This is a genomic window from Streptomyces sp. NPDC053426 (assembly GCF_055585405.1).
In genome coordinates this window covers 35,177-51,843 of sequence record NZ_JBVJKE010000012.1, presented here as the reverse complement: position 1 = coordinate 51,843, position 16,667 = coordinate 35,177, and the positions used below count along the sequence as shown (strand labels likewise).

Sequence of the window (16,667 nt, the reverse complement as noted above, 5' to 3'; positions counted from 1 at the left end):
CGAGTTGACCACTTCGCGACGGGTCGCTCCACGGTGCGTACTCATGCGTGCGGTCCCCTCGCACACCCCCCATTGCACACCCCCCATGTTGCTTCGAAGGATGCGGATGGAACTCGCCACCCCGCCACCGGCGGCGCGGGCCCCTGTCGCCTGGCACGGCTGGTGGCTGATGCCGCTCGGCCTCGGCGGCGGGACGGTCGCCGCCACGTCGATGGGTTCGGACCGGATCACCACGGCCGTCCTCGGTGCCGCCGCGACGGCCGCCTGCTCCATGTGCGTACGGCTCATGCTCCGGTACCGGGTCCGGCTCCTGCGCGCGGAGGACGCCCACCGCACCTCGCAGGCCGAGCACACCCGGCGGTGGCAGCAGCACATGGCGGACCAGGAACGGAGATCGGCCGCCGAACGCGCCGGGCGGGAGCAGGAGTTCGAGGAACGGCTGGCCGGACAGGCCAGGGAGTACGAGGCACGGCTCGCCGAAGAGACCGAGACCCGGCGGGAGCGACTGGCCCACCAGCTCTCCGCGGTCGCCCGCCTCGCCGACGAACAGCTCCCGGAGGCGATCGGACGGCTGCGCGCCGGTGACGCCATCGACGACCTGCTGCCCGGCGTCGACCGGTCCGCCGAGGCCGACGCCGCCCTCCAGAGCGAACTCCGCAAGCTGCTGCGGACCTCGCTGATCGGCCTGGAGGAGGAGTTCGACCGCTCCACCTCCGCCGAACAGGCCGTCATCAGCATCGGCAACCGCATCCACGTACTGACCAGCAAGCTCCGCGGCCGGCTCCACGAGATGCAGGGCGAACACGGCCGGCTGCCCGCCGTCGCCCGGGGGCTGATGGAACTCGACCAGGAGATCGGCCCCGCCGACTGCCTGGCCGCCAGCATCGGCGTCCTCGGCGGCTCCGACCGGCCCGGCAGGCAGTGGCAGGAGCCGCAGCGGCTGCTGAGCGTGGTGCGCGGCGGCATCGGCCGGATCAAGGACTTCCACCGCGTCCGGCTGAGCCGCCTCCCCGAACTCGGCGTGGACGGCGGGCTGGTGGACCACCTCACGCTGATCTTCGCCCATCTGCTCGACAACGCGGCCCGCTACTCACCGCCCTCGGAACCCGTGGTGGTCTCCGGCCGTGAGGTCCCCAACGGCGTCGGCATCGAGATCCAGGACTCCGGCAAGGGCCTGAGCGAGGAGAAGAAGCGCGCGGCCGAACACGCCCTCGCGGGCACCGCGCCCGGGGCGGGCATCGGCGGCATCACCGAGGACGCCAACATCGGCCTGCGGGTCGTCGGCGTCCTCGCCCGCCGCTACGGCATCCGCGTCACCTTCGCCGACTCCCCCTGGCTCGGCACCTCCGTGGTGGTCGTCGTACCGCACAAGTACTTCAGCCCGCTGCCCGCGGTCGCCGTCGCGGAGAGCCCCGCCGCCGAGCCGGGCCCGCAGCCGCCGGCCGCCGGCGCCGGACCGGCCCCGGACGGAGCCGCCGAGCCCGCCGACACCACCCCCGGCGGCCTGCCCCGCCGCCGCTCCAGGCGGACCGGCGGCGACACCCCGCGGCCACTCGCGCCGGCCGGTCCTGTGACGGGCGCCGACGTGGCCTCCGTGCCGCCGGACGCCTCCTTCGCCGGCCTCGCCGCCTTCGCCACCGCCGGACGCGCCGGCGACCCGGAGCCCCGGACGCCCGGCGACCGTGACACCCCCACCGGACGGAAGTCCACCGAGCACCGCACCGAAGAGAGCGACCAGACCACATGACGCAGCAGGGAACCGACGTGAGCTGGGCGCTCCGCGACCTCGTCGAGAGCATCCAGGAGATCCGCTTCGCCCTCGTGGCCTCCAGCGACGGCAAGGCCATCACCTCCTACGGGGCGGACGACCCCGACGACGTCGACCGCTTCGCGGCGGTGGTGGCCGGCCTGCAGGCGCTGGCCCAGCCGGTCGCCGAGCAGTTCCCCGCCTACGCGGGACAGCTGCGGCTGGCGATGATCGAGGTCGACGGCGGCCACCTCTTCGTGGTCCGCGCCGGCGTGGAGACCTACCTCGGCGTCCTCGCCCGGGAGGGCCTGGACCAGGGCCTGCTCGGACACCAGATGAGGGACCTCGCCCGCAGAATGGGCGAGCTCCTCGGGACCACTCCGCGCCTGGAGGAGCACTCTGGATGAGTGCTTCCCGCCGGCCGGCGGACCCGTCCGGTCTCGAGCGCTACTACGTCCTCACCCGGGGGCGCAGCGGGCCGGGCGGCTCGGCGGCGGGCCTCGACGTGGCGACCCTCGTCGTCTCCCGCCCGGGCCCCGTCCCGGGCCCGCAGCACGAGCACGAGGAGATCGTCCGGCTCTGCCGTGAGCCGCTCTCGGTCGCCGAACTCGGCGCCCACCTCGGGCTGCCGTTCAACATTCTCGCGGTGCTGCTGTCGGACCTGCTGGACGCGGGCCGAGTCGAAGCCCGTGACCCCATCCCGGCACACGTCGCCGGCCGCGGGCCCGACCTCGCACTCCTTGAGGAGGTACTCAGTGGACTTGAAAGGCTTTGACCGGCCCGGCCGGCAGGGCGGCGGGGACATCCGCTCGGTGAAGGTGATGATCGCCGGCGGCTTCGGCACCGGGAAGACCACCATGGTCCGCTCGGTCAGCGACATCAGGCCGCTCACCACCGAGGAGACGCTCACCCAGGCCAGCGCCGGCGTCGACGACCTCATCGGGGTCGCCGACAAGTCGCAGACCACCGTCAGCCTGGACTTCGGCAAGATCGGCCTGAGCGACAGCCTGGTGCTGTACCTGTTCGGCACGCCCGGACAGGAACGGTTCTGGTTCCTGTGGAACGGGCTGTTCAAGGGGGCGCTCGGCGCGGTCGTCCTGGTGGACACCCGGCGGCTGGCCTCCAGCTTCCGGGCGATCGAGGAGATGGAGCGGCAGAAGGTGCCGTTCGTCATCGCCCTCAACGTCTTCCCCGACTCCAAGGACTACCCGGTCGAGGAGATACGGGACGCCCTGGACATCCCCGCGCACATCCCGGTGGTCTCCTTCGACGCCCGTGACCGCGCCTCCAGCCGGGACGTGCTGGTCGCCCTCATCCGGCACCTGAGGGAACGCTCGGCCGTCGCCGTGGAGTCCCGGTGAACGACCCCGAGACCCCCCGCGGCTGCCCCGTCGCCCACCACGGCGCGGGGCTCACCCGGCTGTACGGGCCGGAGGCGGCCACCGACCCGGCCGGCGTCTACGAACGGCTGCGCGAGGAGCACGGCACGGTGGCGCCCGTGCTCCTGGAGGGCGAGGTGCCGGCCTGGCTGGTGCTCGGCTACCGGGACGCCCGCCGGGTGCTGGACAACCCCCGCCAGTTCACCCGGGACGCCCGCGTCTGGCGGGACCGGGCCGAGGGCCGGGTCGACGAGAACTCACCGCTGATCCCGATGCTCGGCTGGCGTCCCGACTGCGTCTCCCAGGACGGCGAGCCGCACCGCAGGCTCCGCGCGGCCGTCACCGACGCCCTCCAGGCGGCGGCCGGCCGCGGTATCCGCCGGCACGCCACGCACTACGCCAACAAGCAGATCGACGCGTTCGCCGACACCGGCCGCGCCGACCTGGTGCACGACTACGCCGAGTACCTGCCGATGCTGGTGATCAGCCGCCTGCTGGGGCTGCCCGAGGCGGAGGGGCGCGACCTGGTCGAGTCCTGCGCCCAGGTGCTGGGGGGCAGTGAGAACGCCCTCGTCCACGACGCGCGCATCCAGGAGATACTCGGCGAACTCGTCGTACGCAAACGCTCCGAGCCCGGCAGCGACCTCGCCACCGCCCTGCTGGAGCACCACGCCGGGCTCGACGAGGACGAGGTCGTCAGCCATCTGCGGCTGGTGCTGATCACCGCGCACACCACCACCAGCAATCTGCTGGCCCGGGTGCTGCAACTGGTCCTCACCGACACCTCGCGGCTCTCCGGGCTGATCAGCGGCCGGCTGAACGTTTCCGAGGTGGTGGAGGAGGTCATGTGGGACAGCCCGCCGCTGGCCGTCCTGCCGGGCCGCTTCGCCGCGAGCGACCTGGAGCTCGGCGGCCACCGCGTCCAGGAGGGCGATCTGCTGGTGCTGGGGCTCGCCGCGGGCAACCGGGACCCCGAGATCCGTCCGGACGCCGGGGTGTCCGTCCAGGGCAACCAGGCCCACCTGGCGTTCAGTTCGGGGCCGCACGAGTGCCCCGGACAGAACATCGGCCAGTCCCTGATCGAGATCGCCGTCGATGTCCTGCTGCACCGGCTGCCCGGACTGCGGCTGGCGGTGGAACCGGAGGAGCTCAGCTCGACCGCCTCCACCTGGGAGTCCCGGCTGGACGCCCTGCCCGTCGAGTTCGGCGGATGACGCCGCTGCCCGGCCCCGGCGGCCGGGCGGCACGGCCGTCTCACACGGCCAGCAGATCGTCCACCGAGCCCCGCCCGGCCCGTTCGGCGGTGGCCACCGGGCCCTCCTTCGCCGCCGCGTACCGGCCGGTGGTCAGCGCCCACTCGTAGTTGCCGTTGATCCAGTGCTGGATGGCCTCCACGCCCCGGCGCACCCGGTCGCGCCCGTCCGCGTCCAGCCCGAGCTCGTCGCACATCCCCGGCACCCGCGCCTCCAGCTCCACATACTCCGCCAGGCACGCGGTCGTCATGGCGTACGCCTCGGCGGCGGCCTCCTCCCAGGAGCAGCCCCGCTCCCGGTGCAGGACGGCGATGAGGTTGTGCCCGTCACCGCGCCGCCGCTCCCGCTCGAAGGAGTGGATGTCGTTCATGAACCCGATGGTGTCCGCGGCCAGATCGCGCAGCCGCTCCATCAGCGGATGCGCCATCGCCTGCGCCGGCACCTCGAAGCCGCGGCTGCGCTCGCCGGCGTCGATGCTGTGGTGGATGCCGACGGTACGGCGCCGGAAGGCCGCGTACTCGTCCAGGTCGAGCGTCCCGGCCAGCCCCCGGGCGGCCAGGTCGACCTCCTCGCAGTGCGCCACCAGGAACCGCCCCCAGGAGGCCGCGAACCGGGTCTTCCAGGTCAGGGACATGCCATCCGAGAGATGCGCCCAGACCTGCGCCCAGGCCAGCGTGATGGGGCAGGCGACCCTGGGTGTGCTCCCCGCCGGCCGCAGCGGGGTCACGATCAGCTCCCGGGCCACCTCGGCTATGCGCTCCGCCCGGTCGGGCCGTCCGGCGTCGAACTGGTCGTCGAAGAGGAACGCCAGGGAGAACCAGTTCATCAGGACGACCATGTCCTGAGCCGAGGCGTACGGATACGTACGGGCGGCGGCCTGGGGCAGGTCCCAGGACCGGTACTCCTCGAAACCGGCCCGGCTGCGGACCAGCCCCATCTCCCACACCCAGCGCAGATGACGCGCCCGCGCGTACTCCAGATGGTCGCTGACGGGGGTGTCGAAGGGGAGATCGAACCGGACGTCCTGAGACATGTGTTTCCTTTCGGGAGACGGAACGCAGAGTCCCCCCGCCCTGCGAGCGGGCGGCCATGACGACGGACGCCCGCGCACTCGAACTCGGCTTCGCGATACGCGAGTTGAATCGAGAAGCGCTACGAGCCTAAATGATCTACGCCGTGCCCGCTGGTGATCTCCGTTACTGCGTGCGCCGGTTGACGCGCGTGCGCCCGCACGCGGACATGACTGAATCCGGCGAGCGGGGACAGGTGTCACGTACAGGGCGGGGCAGGAGCGCCCCGCACCCGGACTCCCGCGGAGGAGACATGACCCTGGTGACGGCCGGCGTGGTGGTGCTCGACTGTGCCGAACCCGAGAAACTCGCCGAGTTCTACAAGGAGTTGCTGGGCGCCGAGGACGTCGACGCCCACGTCAACCGGGTGGAGATCCGGGCCGCCGACGGTTTCCGGCTGGCACTGCGCCGCGACGTCAACGCGACCGCCCCCAGCTGGCCCCGCCCGGAGAACTCCCTCCAGGCGCACCTGGAGTTCGTGGTGGACGACCTGGACGCGGTGGAACGCCTGATCGTGGGCCTCGGCGGGCGCCCGATGGAGACGGGCGACGCCTCGGGACCGACCGGGGAACGCGGCTACGCCGATCCGGCGGGCCACTCCTTCACCATCCGCCGGGGCACGTCGACGGCGCCCAAGCAGGGCTGACCCGCCGCCGCGGGGGACGGCGGGCCGGCCGTACGGCGCCTCAGTCGCGGCCGCCCTTGTCCGGGACCGGCCAGGTGCCCGTGGAGCGTTCGATGACCTTGGCGCCGGCCCGGTCCACGGCACTGCGCACCACCGCGAAGATGGCGCCCTGGATCGCCGCGGCCAGCAGGATCTCTCCCCAGCGGCGGTCCCGGTCCAGCGCGTCCGGCGCGTCGTCCTCGTGCCGGAGCACCTTCCAGGTCTTCTGGAACGCCATCCCCGCCACGGTGCCGCTGGTCCAGCCCAGCGCGAAGCCGATCGGCTTGTACGCCAGGGGCAGCTTCTTCTTCGCCTTCTTGCTCTTCTTCGCCACGTGGATCTCCTAGGTCGGCTGCGTCGTCTCGTCGGTGGATGGATCGTCGGGGAGGGCCGGGCGGCTCAGGGGCGCCCCGGTGCCGGCACCTCCTCACCGGCCCGCACCGGACCGGGCGGAGTGCCGTCCCCGAACGGCCGGCCGCCCAGCTCCTCCCGGTGGTGGGGCGCCGTCCAGCCGGCCAGGTCGGGACCGAGGGGCACGATGCCGGACGGATTGATGCCGGTGTGCACCTGGTAGTAGTGCCGCTTGATGTGGTCGAAGTCCACGGTGTCACCGAAGCCGGGCGTCTGGTACAGATCGCGGGCGTACGCCCACAGCACCCGGTTCTCCGCCAGCTTCCACCGGTTGCACTTGAAGTGGCCGTGGTACACCGCGTCGAACCGCACCAGCGTGGTGAACAGCCGGATGTCCGCCTCCGTGATGGTGTCGCCGACCAGGTACCGCTGCCCCTCCAGCCGTCGCGCCAGCAGCTCCAGCCGCCGGAACACCGCCGTGCACGCGGCCTCGTACTCCTCCTGGCCGGTGGCGAACCCCGCCCGGTACACGCCGTTGTTGACGTCCCGGAAGACGTCCTCCGCCACCGCGTCGATCTCGTCGCGCCGCGCCCGCGGATACAGGTCGGGCGCCCCCTCGCGGTGCAGGGCCGTCCACTCCGTCGCGAGGTCCAGGGTGATCCGCTGGTAGTCGTTGGTGACCAGTTTCCCGCTGGGCACGTCCACGACCGCCGGCACGCTCACCCCGCCCGGGTACTCCGTCTCCCGCCGGTCGTACGCCTCGCTCAGATACCGGATGCCGAGCACCGGGTCGCGGCCGTCCGGATCCAGGGTGAAGCGCCAGCTCCGGTCGTCCTGGACCGGGTCCGCGACGGCCAGGGAGAGCGCGTCCTCCAGCCCGAGCAGCCGCCGGGACACCAGCGCCCGGCTCGCCCACGGGCAGGCGCGGCTCACCACGAGCCGGTAGCGCCCGGCCTCCACCGGCCACCCGTCCCGCCCGTCCGCCGTGATCCGGTCCGCGAAGTGGGCCTTCGACCGCTTGAACGCCTTCCTGCCGTACGCGCTGTTGCCGCCGCCCCCGTCGTCGCGGCCACCCATGATGGTCTCCTTCTCGCCGTCGGTACGTCCCTGTGACCGCGTTCCCCGTTTTCCGCCGACGGCACGGTGTGGCGTGGGCCGACCGGGGCAATCGGCCGGGGTGAGTACACGATCGGATCGCAGAACCCGCGTCACCGTGCTGGTGGCGCTCGCAGCCAATCTGGTGATCGCGGTCGCCAAGACCGTCGGCGGACTGGCCGCGTCCTCCCCCGCGCTGCTGTCGGAAGCGGCGCACTCGGTCGCCGACAGCCTGAACGAGGTGTTCCTGCTGGCCGCGCTGCGGCGCAGCCGGCGCCCGGCCGACCGCCGTCACCCGTTCGGCTACGGCAAGGAGCGGTTCTTCTGGTCGCTGCTCGCCGCCGTCGGGATCTTCGTGATGGGCGGCTGCTTCAGCTTCTTCCAGGGCGTCGAGGCACTCAGGAACGGCGGCGACGAGAAGCTGAGCGGCTATGTCGCCGGACTGATCGTGCTCGGCGTCGCCCTGCTCGCCGAGGGCGGCTCCCTGCTGCGCGCCCTGCACCAGGTGCGCCGGCAGGGCGGCCTGGGCAGCGGACTGCGTGATCCGGCGCTGCGCACGGTGGTCGCCGAGGACGGCACCGCGGTGGTGGGCGTCACCCTGGCCATCGTGGGCATGGCGCTGCACATGATCACCGGACAGGTGGTGTGGGAGGCGTCCGCCTCGCTCGCGATCGGGGTGCTGCTGGTCTACGTCGCCTTCCGGCTCGGCCGCGACGCCCGCGACCAGCTGATCGGCGAGGCCGCCGACCCGGAGGCGAGCGACCGGATCCGGGAGCTGCTGGGGGAGCAGCCCGAGATCGACAGCGTGGAGGCACTCTTCACGATGAAGACGGGCCTGGACACCGCCCTGGTGGCGGCCCGCGTCGACCTGGTGCCCGGGATGGACAGCGAGCGGGTGGAGGAGGTCGCCGTACGCATCAAGCGGTCCATCGCCCGTGAGGTGCCCGAGGCGGAACAGATCTTCCTCGACGTCACCGAACGGGGCGATCCGGAGGCGCGGGAGGCATGGGAAAGCCCCGCCGCGACGGGGGAACGCGGCGGGGCCTGAACCACGCGTGCCCGGATCCCGGAGCTTCATGCGCTCCGGAACACGGGAAATCCTCCGGGGCTCAGCCCCGCTGCCCGTCCGGCTCCAGCACGAAGACCGGGATCTCGCGGTCCGTCTTCTTCTGGTAGTCGGCGTACGGCGGATAGGCCGCGACCGCGCGCTTCCACCACTCGTCCTTCTCCGCCCCCGTGACCTCACGGGCCGTCATGTCCCACTTCCCGGGCCCGTCCTGGAGCTCGACACGCGGGTCGGCCTTGACGTTGTGGTACCAGACCGGGTGCTTGGGCGCCCCGCCCAGCGAGGCCACCACCGCGTACCGCCCCTCGTGCTCGACACGCATCAGCGGGGTCTTGCGCAGCCTGCCGGATTTCGCACCCCGGCTGGTCAGCAGCACGACGGGCCTGCTCGTACCCTGCAGCGTCGTTCCCTCCGTGCCGCCGGAACTCTCGTAGAGCTCCACCTGTTCGCGCACCCACCGCGTCGGGCTGGGTTCGTACTCGCCTTGAAGAGGCATGGCGTCCTTCCCCTCGTGCTCGTGTCCTGCGGCCGACTCGATCACACGGACAACGTCACCGCACACGGAATTCATCCGCACCGGGCCCGTGAGCCGTCAGCCGGGCGCCACCGCCATGCGGACCGCGAGGGCCGTCATCACCGCGGAGGCCACCAGTGCGGTCACCAGCCGGCCCCGGTGGCCGGTCAGCGCCCGGCCCAGCAGGGCGCCGCCGCCGGCGAGCAGCACCTGCCAGCTCGCGGACGCGGCGAAGGCCGCCGCCACGAACACGCTCTGCTCCACCGGCCCGGCGGCCTCACCGCTTTGCGAGCCGAGCACCAGCGCCGCGAAGTAGATCACGGTGGTGGGGTTGAGCAGGGTGATCCCGAGCAGCGACAGATACGCGCGGGCGGCGCCCGGAGGAGCGGCCCTGGGGCGGTCGGTGAGCCGTCGGCCCCGGTACCGGCGTACGGCGTCGGCCGCGCCCCACGCCGCCAGCGCCAGCAGCACCAGCACACAGACCCAGCGCAGCAGCCCCAGGACCGGCCGCAGCGCCGACGCGAGGGCCGAACCGCCGAGCGTGGCCGCGAGGGCGTACAGCCCGTCGGCCGTCGCGACGCCGAGGGCCGCGCAGACCCCGGTGCGCAGGGTGGTGCGGGCGGTGAGGGAGACCAGGTAGGTCCCGACGGCGCCCACGGGGACGGCGATGCCGTAACCGGCGAGCAGCCCCGCGAGCAGGGCGGCCGTCATGAGCGCGACGGTGCCGGACCTCCCCGGGGGCCGGGCTGCCGCTGTCGGCCCGCCGCGGGTGCGGTGGCGGACGGCGGCAGCGGGAGAGGGTTCGTGGGCATGGCAGGATCCTGGGGCCTCCCGTACGGGGAGGGCAATCGGTTTTCCGCCCCGGACGCCGACGGGCCGGCACCCGGCCTCGAGTGCGCACCAACACGTACGCTCCCCTGGCGACGACCGTCACCGCAGACAGGAGCAGCAACGATGCAGTACGTGAAGCTCGGTTCGACGGGCCTGGACGTGTCGCGGATATGTCTGGGGTGCATGACCTACGGCGTGCCCGACCGCGGCAACCACGAGTGGACCCTCGACGAGGAGGCGTCCCGTCCGCTGATCCGGCAGGCGCTGGAGGCGGGCATCACCTTCTTCGACACCGCGAACGTGTACTCGGACGGCACCAGCGAGGAGATCGTCGGCCGGGCACTGCGCGACTTCGCCCGCCGGGACGACATCGTGCTCGCCACGAAGGTGCACGGCCGGATGCGGCCCGGCCCCAACGGCGGCGGCCTGTCCCGCAAGGCGATCATGACCGAGCTGGACCACAGCCTCACCCGCCTCGGCACCGACTACGTCGACCTCTACCAGATCCACCGCTGGGACCCCGAGACCCCGGTCGAGGAGACGATGGAGGCGCTGCACGACGTCGTCAAGGCGGGCAAGGTGCGCTACATCGGGGCCAGTTCGATGTACGCCTGGCAGTTCTCCAAGGCGCAGTACACGGCGGAACGGCACGGCTGGACCCGGTTCGTGTCCATGCAGAACCACTACAACCTCCTCTACCGCGAGGAGGAGCGCGAGATGCTGCCGCTCTGCGCCGACCAGGGCGTGGGCGTCCTGCCCTGGAGCCCGCTCGCCCGGGGCCGGCTCACCCGGGACTGGGACGCCACCACCGGGCGCAGCGCCACCGACGTGTTCGGCAGCACCCTGTACCAGGAAGGGGACCGCGCGGTCGTCGAGGCGGTCACCCGCGTCGCCGAACGGCGCGGCGTACCGCGCGCCCGGATCGCCCTCGCCTGGCTGCTCCACCAGGACACGGTCACCGCGCCCATCGTCGGCGCGGCCGAGCCCCGCCACATCGAGGACGCCGTGGCCGCCGTCGAACTCGAACTGACCGACAAGGAACTGGAGGAGCTCCGGCAGCCCTACGCACCGCACCCGGTCGCCGGCCACTGAGGGGCTCTAGGGACCGGTGCCCGGCCGAAGCACCGTGAGGAACACCGAGGACGCGTTGCCGGACACCGGGACCGCGCCGGCCTTCCACGGCACCTTCAGGGGATCCCGTTCGTCCGGTGGGGTGACGAGGAGTGCCACCGGGGTGGCCGTACGGGCGCCGCTGACGCCGGGGCTCGCGTAGCGCAGCCCCGCCCAGGCACTGGCGCCGGGCCGCAGTGTGACGGCCGCCGGGTCGCCGGGGGTGCGCTCCGGGTCCCGGCCCAACTGCTCGCCGGCCGCGTCCACGAAGGCGGCGCCCGGATATCCGTACAGGGTGCAGGTGCGGGAGGAGACGTTCGTCAGCACGACGGGGAAGTTGCGCTGTCCCGCACCCGGGTCCATCCGGCCGACGGCGGCGCTCAGTTCGGCGGTGCGGCACCGGGACGCCGGGCGGTCCGTGCGCCCGGCGGACGCCGGGGACCGGTCGTTCGTGGAACCGGCGGCGTCGCTCGGGACGGCGCTGTGCGGGGAGTTTCCGGCCGGCCGTCCGGCGGACGCGGAGGGCCGCGGGGAAGGGCCCGCGGTCCCGCTCCCGCTCTCGGTGCCGCAGGAGGTCAGCGCGCCCAGCAGGACCAGCGCGCCCGCCGCCACCGCCGTCGTGTGCCGTGACCCGTTCGCCATGGTTCACCTCGTGTCACATCTCGTCCACCAGGGCCAGTTCCGACCAGATGGTCTTGCCGTCGGCGGTGTGTCTGCTGCCCCAGCGCTGGGTGAGCTGGGCGACCAGCAGCAGGCCCCGGCCGCCCTCGTCCCAGGTCTTGGCCCGCCGCAGGTGCGGCGCGGTGTGGCTGGTGTCGGACACCTCGCAGATCAGCGTCGAGGCGTCGTGGATCAGCCGCAGCCGGATGGGCGGGGCGCCGTACCGGATGGCGTTGGTGACCAGCTCGCTCACCACCAGCTCCGCCGTGAACGACGCCTCGGTCAGCGCCCAGGTGGCCAGCTGGTCGAGGACCTGCTTGCGGATGGGGGCGACCAGTGCCGGATCGGCGGGGATGTCCCAGGTGGCGACCTGCGCGGACGGCAGACCACGGGTACGGGCCAGCAGCAGGGCCACGTCGTCCGTGGCGCCGCCCGGCGCGAGCACGGTGTGCAGGACCCGGTCGCAGGTCTCGTCGAGCGGGCCGGCGGCGTTGGACAGCGCCTCGCGGAGCAGGGCGTGACCGGCCTCGGTGTCCCGTCCGCGGGACTCGACCAGCCCGTCGGTGTAGAACGCCAGCACCGCGTCGTCGGGCAGCTCCAGCTCGACCGACTCGAAGGGCAGCCCGCCCAGGCCCAGCGGCGGCCCGGAGGGCAGTTCGAGGTGCCGGGCCGGGCCGCCCGGCGGGATCAGGACCGGCGGGGGGTGCCCCGCGCGGGACAGGGTGCAGCGCCGTGACACCGGGTCGTACACCGCGTACAGACAGGTCGCGCCGACCTCGCCCGCCCCGGGGTCGCCGCCCGACTCGTGCGAGAGGTGGAGCACCAGGTCGTCGAGATGGGTCAGCAGTTCGTCGGGCGCGAGGTCGATGTCGGCGAGGGTGCGCACCGCCGTGCGCAGCCGGCCCATGGTCGCGGACGCCTGGATGCCCTGCCCCACGACGTCCCCGACCACCATGGCCACCCGCATCCCGGACAGCGGGATCACGTCGAACCAGTCGCCGCCCACACCGGAGCGCGCGGCCGGCAGATAGCGGGTGGCCGCCTCCACGGCGGCCGTGCGCGGCAGGGTGCGGGGGAGCAGGCTGCGCTGGAGCGCGAGGGTGGTCTCGCGTTCGCGGGAGTAGCGGCGGGCGTTGTCGATGCAGACGGCGGCGCGCGCGGTGACCTCCTCGGCCAGCAGCACGTCGTCGTGGGTGAACGACTCGGGACGGGTGAAGCGGGTGAAGGCGGCCACCCCGAGTGTCGTGCCGCGCGCCTGGAGCGGGACGGACAGCATGGAGTGGACGCCGTACTCCCGGACCTGCCGGGCGCGTGCCTCGTCCACCGCGAGCCACGGGTCGAGATCGCCGGAGGGCACCGAGGCCACGATGCTGTGACCGGCGATCAGCGAGTCGGCCTGGGGCGCGGCGGCCGGGTAGACGACCACCTCGCCCGTGCGGGCGACCGACTCGGGGCTGCCCGGTGTGAGGGACTGGTGGGCGACCCGGCGCAGTGAGACCGGCGTGCTCAGCGGTCCGACGGGCTCACCTCCGGGCTCCTCGGGCTCCAGCAGGTCCACGCTGACGAAGTCGGCGAGCGCGGGCACGCACACCTCGGCCAGCTCCTGCGCCGTCCGGGTGACGTCCAGGGTGGTGCCGATGCGCATGCTGGCCTCGTTGACCAGTTGCAGCCGCTCCCGCGCCCGGTACTGCTCGGTGAGGTCGTGGGCCGTCGCGCACACGCCCCGCACCCGGCCGGACCGGTCGGTGAGCGGGGCGAGCCGGGCCAGCCAGGCGTGCGCGTGGCTCTCGCCGGTGGCCTTCATGTACGTCTGCATGTCGTGCGGCCGGCCGGTGCGCAGCACCTGGCGCAGGTGCCGTTCGAGTTCGGTGTGCTGCGGCCGGCCGCCGATGTCGGTGGGCCTGAGTCCCCGCAGGTGGGGGGCGGGCAGGCCGAGGAGATGGGCCATGGCGTCGTTGATCCCGCGCAGGCGCAGCTCCTCGTCGAAGACCATCGCGGCGCAGGGCGACTGGAACACGGCCGTCCTGACCAGCGGATCGTCGGGCAGTTCCTGGTCCGTGGCCTCCAGCGGGGTGACGGCGAGCCAGTCACCGGGGCCGTCGTCCGCCGGCTGTCTGTGGTGGGCGAGCACCCACACCGTGACGGTGGAGCCGTCGCGGCGCCGCAGGACGAGGGTGCCGCTCCAGCGGTCGGCCGGGAGCCGGGGCGGGCCCGAGCCCCCGGCCAGCAGCTCGGCGGCCGGGCGGCCGACGACCTCCTCGGCCGTGTGCCCCAGCAGCAGGCGCGCACCCTCGCTCCACCGCGCGAGCGTGCCGTCGGCGGCGATGACGGCCCGGGCCGTCACGGCATCGTCGAACGGGTCGTCCGGCCTCATTGTCGCCACTCCATCGCGCACACTCACCGTGAACCGGTGTATCGCCTGAGTTCCAGCCTAGTGGTTCGCGGCCCGGCGCGGACTGCGAACCTCCGCTCCGGGTGAGCGTCATCAGTCCTGTCCCACCCGTTGACGGGGTGTCACACCTGCCACAACCATGTTCTGCGCACAGAAATGGGAGCGCTCCCAAAACCCCGCACCTCCCAAGAGGAGCCCATACGTGAACAGACGCAGAACCGCTCTGCTGTCCCTCACCGGCCTGCTGGCGACCGCGCTCACCGCGCTGCCCGCCGCCCCGGCCGGGGCGGACGAGGTCGAGCAGGTCCGCAACGGAACCTTCGACACCGGCACCGACCCCTGGTGGGCCTCCGCCAACGTCACCGCGGGCCCGTCCGACGGCCGCCTGTGCGCCGACGTCCCCGGCGGCACCGCCAACCGCTGGGACGCGGCCGTCGGCCAGAACGACATCACCCTGGTGAAGGGCGAGTCGTACCGCTTCTCCTTCAGCGCCACCGGCTCGCCCGCGGGTCATGTCGTGCGGGCGATCGTCGGCCTCCAGGTGGCGCCCTACGACACCTACTACGAGGTGTCCCCGCAGGTCAGCGTCTCCGGGGACACCTACTCGTACACCTTCACCTCGCCCGTCGACACCGCGCAGGGCCAGGTCGGCTTCCAGCTCGGCGGCAGCGCGGACCCCTGGCGGTTCTGCGTGGACGACGTGTCCCTGCTGGGCGGGGTCGCCCCCGAGCCGTACGAGCCCGACACCGGGCCCCGGGTCCGCGTCAACCAGGTCGCCTATCTGCCCTCCGGGCCGAAGAACGCCACTTTGGTCACCGACGCCACCGAGCGGCTGCCCTGGAAGCTGAAGGACGACGACGGCCGGGTCGTCCGGTGGGGCTGGACCGTGCCGCGCGGCACCGACGGCTCCTCCGGGCAGAACGTCCACTCCATCGACTTCGGCGGCCACCGCAAGCGGGGGACCGGCTACACCCTGGTCGTGGACGGCGAGACCAGCAGGCCCTTCGACATCGACGCGAGCGCCTACGAACGGCTGCGGCTGGACTCGGCGAAGTACTACTACACCCAGCGCAGCGGCACCGAGATCCGCGACGACCTGCGCCCCGGCTACGGCCGCCCGGCCGGCCACGTGGACGTCGCCCCCAACCAGGGCGACGGCGACGTGCCCTGTCAGCCCGGTGTCTGCGACTACACCCTCGACGTCACCGGCGGCTGGTACGACGCCGGCGACCACGGCAAGTACGTCGTCAACGGCGGCATCAGCACCTGGGAGGTGCTCAGCACCTACGAGCGCGCCCGGCACGCCCGCACCGGCGAGGCGGACAAGCTCGGCGACGGCACGCTGAACATCCCGGAGAGCGGCAACAAGGTCCCGGACATCCTCGACGAGGCCCGCTGGGAGCTGGAGTTCCTGCTGAAGATGCAGGTCCCCGAGGGCGAGCCGCTGGCCGGCATGGCCCACCACAAGATCCACGACGAACAGTGGACCGGACTGCCGCTGCTGCCCAGCGACGACCCGCAGAAGCGGGAACTGCACCCGCCGACCACCGCCGCCACCCTGAACCTCGCGGCCACGGCCGCCCAGGCGGCACGGCTGTACCGCTCCTACGACAAGGAGTTCGCGGCCGAGACCCTGGCCGCCGCGCGCGCGGCCTGGACGGCGGCCCTCGCCCACCCGGACGTCCTCGCCGACCCGAACGACGGCATCGGCGGCGGCGCCTACAACGACGACACCGTGGCCGACGAGTTCTACTGGGCGGCCGCCGAGCTGTACATCACCACGGGGGAACGTCAGTTCAAGGAGTACGTCCTGAACTCCCCGGTGCACACCGCCGACATCTTCGGCCCGCTCGGCTTCGACTGGTCCCGCACCGCCGCGGCCGGCCGGCTCGACCTCGCCACCGTGCCCAACCGGCTCCCCGGCCGCGACAAGGTCCGCCGCTCCGTCGTCGAGGGCGCCGACGGCTACCTGACCACGCTGAAGGCCCACCCGTACGGCATGCCGTACGCGCCCGAGGGCGACGTCTACGACTGGGGCTCCAGCCACCAGGTCCTCAACAACGCGGTCGTCCTCGCCACCGCCTACGACCTCACCGGCGCGCGGAAGTACCGGGACGGCGCGCTGCAGAGCATGGACTACATCCTGGGCCGCAACGCCCTCAACATGTCGTACGTCACCGGCTACGGCGAGGTCAACGCGCACAACCAGCACAGCCGCTGGTACGCCGCCCAGCTCGACCCGAACCTGCCGAACCCGCCCGCCGGCACGCTCTCCGGCGGACCCAACTCCAGCATCCAGGACCCCTTCGCCCAGTCGAAACTCCAGGGCTGCGTCGGTCAGTTCTGCTTCATCGACGACATCCAGTCCTGGTCCACCAACGAACACACCATCAACTGGAACGCGGCTCTGACCCGCATGGCCTCCTTCGTGGCCGACCAGGGCTGACACCCCTCCCCGCGGGGGCCGGCGGCCACTCGGCCGCCGGCCCCCTGTCGGTACCCCCTCGCACACCTTCTGACCTGCGCATATTTACG

The 16,667-nt window shown here is 72.8% G+C and carries 16 protein-coding genes; 9 read left to right on the top strand and 7 right to left on the bottom strand.

Annotated features, from left to right (window positions below):
• Positions 1 to 106 precede the first annotated feature (106 nt).
• From ACZ62B_RS24075 to ACZ62B_RS24055, 5 genes are read left to right on the top strand one after another with little or no spacing between them, the layout of a single operon-like run.
• Positions 107 to 1,747, top strand: coding sequence for a sensor histidine kinase (locus ACZ62B_RS24075; RefSeq protein WP_469692019.1), 1,641 nt, complete (start codon positions 107 to 109; stop codon positions 1,745 to 1,747).
• Positions 1,744 to 2,154 (top strand): roadblock/LC7 domain-containing protein, encoded by a 411-nt coding sequence (locus tag ACZ62B_RS24070; RefSeq protein ID WP_030821389.1) that lies wholly within the window; start codon positions 1,744 to 1,746, stop codon positions 2,152 to 2,154. The genes ACZ62B_RS24075 and ACZ62B_RS24070 overlap by 4 nt, the downstream gene beginning before the upstream one ends.
• Positions 2,151 to 2,522 carry a DUF742 domain-containing protein gene (locus tag ACZ62B_RS24065; protein ID WP_468726770.1) on the top strand — a complete coding sequence of 124 codons (372 nt, stop codon included), beginning with the start codon at positions 2,151 to 2,153 and terminating at the stop codon, positions 2,520 to 2,522. The genes ACZ62B_RS24070 and ACZ62B_RS24065 overlap by 4 nt, the downstream gene beginning before the upstream one ends.
• The gene (locus tag ACZ62B_RS24060; protein ID WP_344557173.1) at positions 2,503 to 3,108 is read left to right on the top strand and encodes a GTP-binding protein; all 606 of its coding nucleotides are present in this window, start codon (positions 2,503 to 2,505) and stop codon (positions 3,106 to 3,108) included. The genes ACZ62B_RS24065 and ACZ62B_RS24060 overlap by 20 nt, the downstream gene beginning before the upstream one ends.
• Positions 3,105 to 4,340 carry a cytochrome P450 gene (locus tag ACZ62B_RS24055; protein ID WP_344557174.1) on the top strand — a complete coding sequence of 412 codons (1,236 nt, stop codon included), beginning with the start codon at positions 3,105 to 3,107 and terminating at the stop codon, positions 4,338 to 4,340. The genes ACZ62B_RS24060 and ACZ62B_RS24055 overlap by 4 nt, the downstream gene beginning before the upstream one ends.
• A gap of 40 nt (positions 4,341 to 4,380) precedes the next feature.
• Here the strand turns inward: ACZ62B_RS24055 and ACZ62B_RS24050 are convergent, their stop codons facing one another.
• The gene (locus tag ACZ62B_RS24050) at positions 4,381 to 5,412 is read right to left on the bottom strand and encodes a 7-epi-alpha-eudesmol synthase (protein WP_344557176.1); all 1,032 of its coding nucleotides are present in this window, start codon (positions 5,410 to 5,412) and stop codon (positions 4,381 to 4,383) included.
• A 290-nt stretch (positions 5,413 to 5,702) separates the two neighbouring features.
• On the opposite strand from ACZ62B_RS24050, the gene ACZ62B_RS24045 reads away from it, so the two are divergent.
• Positions 5,703 to 6,095 (top strand): VOC family protein, encoded by a 393-nt coding sequence (locus ACZ62B_RS24045; protein ID WP_073935314.1) that lies wholly within the window; start codon positions 5,703 to 5,705, stop codon positions 6,093 to 6,095.
• Positions 6,096 to 6,135: 40 nt separating this feature from the next.
• On the opposite strand, the gene ACZ62B_RS24040 is transcribed toward ACZ62B_RS24045, so the two are convergent.
• Entirely contained in the window at positions 6,136 to 6,447 is a 312-nt protein-coding gene (locus ACZ62B_RS24040) for a DUF4235 domain-containing protein (protein ID WP_469692016.1), read from the bottom strand.
• A 65-nt stretch (positions 6,448 to 6,512) separates the two neighbouring features.
• Entirely contained in the window at positions 6,513 to 7,541 is a 1,029-nt protein-coding gene (locus ACZ62B_RS24035) for a glutathione S-transferase family protein (protein ID WP_344557182.1), read from the bottom strand.
• Between the two features lie 136 nt (positions 7,542 to 7,677).
• Here ACZ62B_RS24035 and ACZ62B_RS24030 point away from each other — a divergent pair, with 136 nt between their 5' ends.
• Positions 7,678 to 8,607, top strand: a complete 930-nt coding sequence (locus ACZ62B_RS24030; protein WP_469692173.1) for a cation diffusion facilitator family transporter — start codon at positions 7,678 to 7,680, stop codon at positions 8,605 to 8,607.
• Between the two features lie 61 nt (positions 8,608 to 8,668).
• Here ACZ62B_RS24030 and ACZ62B_RS24025 read toward each other — a convergent pair whose 3' ends face one another.
• On the bottom strand, positions 8,669 to 9,121 hold the full coding sequence (locus ACZ62B_RS24025; RefSeq protein WP_468885444.1) for a nitroreductase family deazaflavin-dependent oxidoreductase: 453 nt from the start codon (positions 9,119 to 9,121) through the stop codon (positions 8,669 to 8,671).
• A 96-nt stretch (positions 9,122 to 9,217) separates the two neighbouring features.
• Complete coding sequence (locus ACZ62B_RS24020) at positions 9,218 to 9,850, bottom strand: LysE family transporter (RefSeq protein WP_469692013.1); 633 nt, start codon at positions 9,848 to 9,850, stop codon at positions 9,218 to 9,220.
• Positions 9,851 to 10,093: 243 nt separating this feature from the next.
• Here ACZ62B_RS24020 and ACZ62B_RS24015 point away from each other — a divergent pair, with 243 nt between their 5' ends.
• The gene (locus ACZ62B_RS24015; protein ID WP_469692011.1) at positions 10,094 to 11,062 is read left to right on the top strand and encodes an aldo/keto reductase; all 969 of its coding nucleotides are present in this window, start codon (positions 10,094 to 10,096) and stop codon (positions 11,060 to 11,062) included.
• Positions 11,063 to 11,068: 6 nt separating this feature from the next.
• Here the strand turns inward: ACZ62B_RS24015 and ACZ62B_RS24010 are convergent, their stop codons facing one another.
• Together ACZ62B_RS24010 and ACZ62B_RS24005 are read right to left on the bottom strand one after the other, a co-directional pair.
• Positions 11,069 to 11,722 carry a DUF4232 domain-containing protein gene (locus tag ACZ62B_RS24010; RefSeq protein ID WP_469692009.1) on the bottom strand — a complete coding sequence of 218 codons (654 nt, stop codon included), beginning with the start codon at positions 11,720 to 11,722 and terminating at the stop codon, positions 11,069 to 11,071.
• A 13-nt stretch (positions 11,723 to 11,735) separates the two neighbouring features.
• A complete protein-coding gene (locus ACZ62B_RS24005) occupies positions 11,736 to 14,114 on the bottom strand; it encodes a SpoIIE family protein phosphatase (RefSeq protein ID WP_468726754.1) in 2,379 nt (792 codons plus the stop codon).
• A gap of 220 nt (positions 14,115 to 14,334) precedes the next feature.
• Here ACZ62B_RS24005 and ACZ62B_RS24000 point away from each other — a divergent pair, with 220 nt between their 5' ends.
• The gene (locus ACZ62B_RS24000) at positions 14,335 to 16,578 is read left to right on the top strand and encodes a glycoside hydrolase family 9 protein (protein WP_469692007.1); all 2,244 of its coding nucleotides are present in this window, start codon (positions 14,335 to 14,337) and stop codon (positions 16,576 to 16,578) included.
• The last annotated feature ends 89 nt before the right edge of the window (positions 16,579 to 16,667 follow it).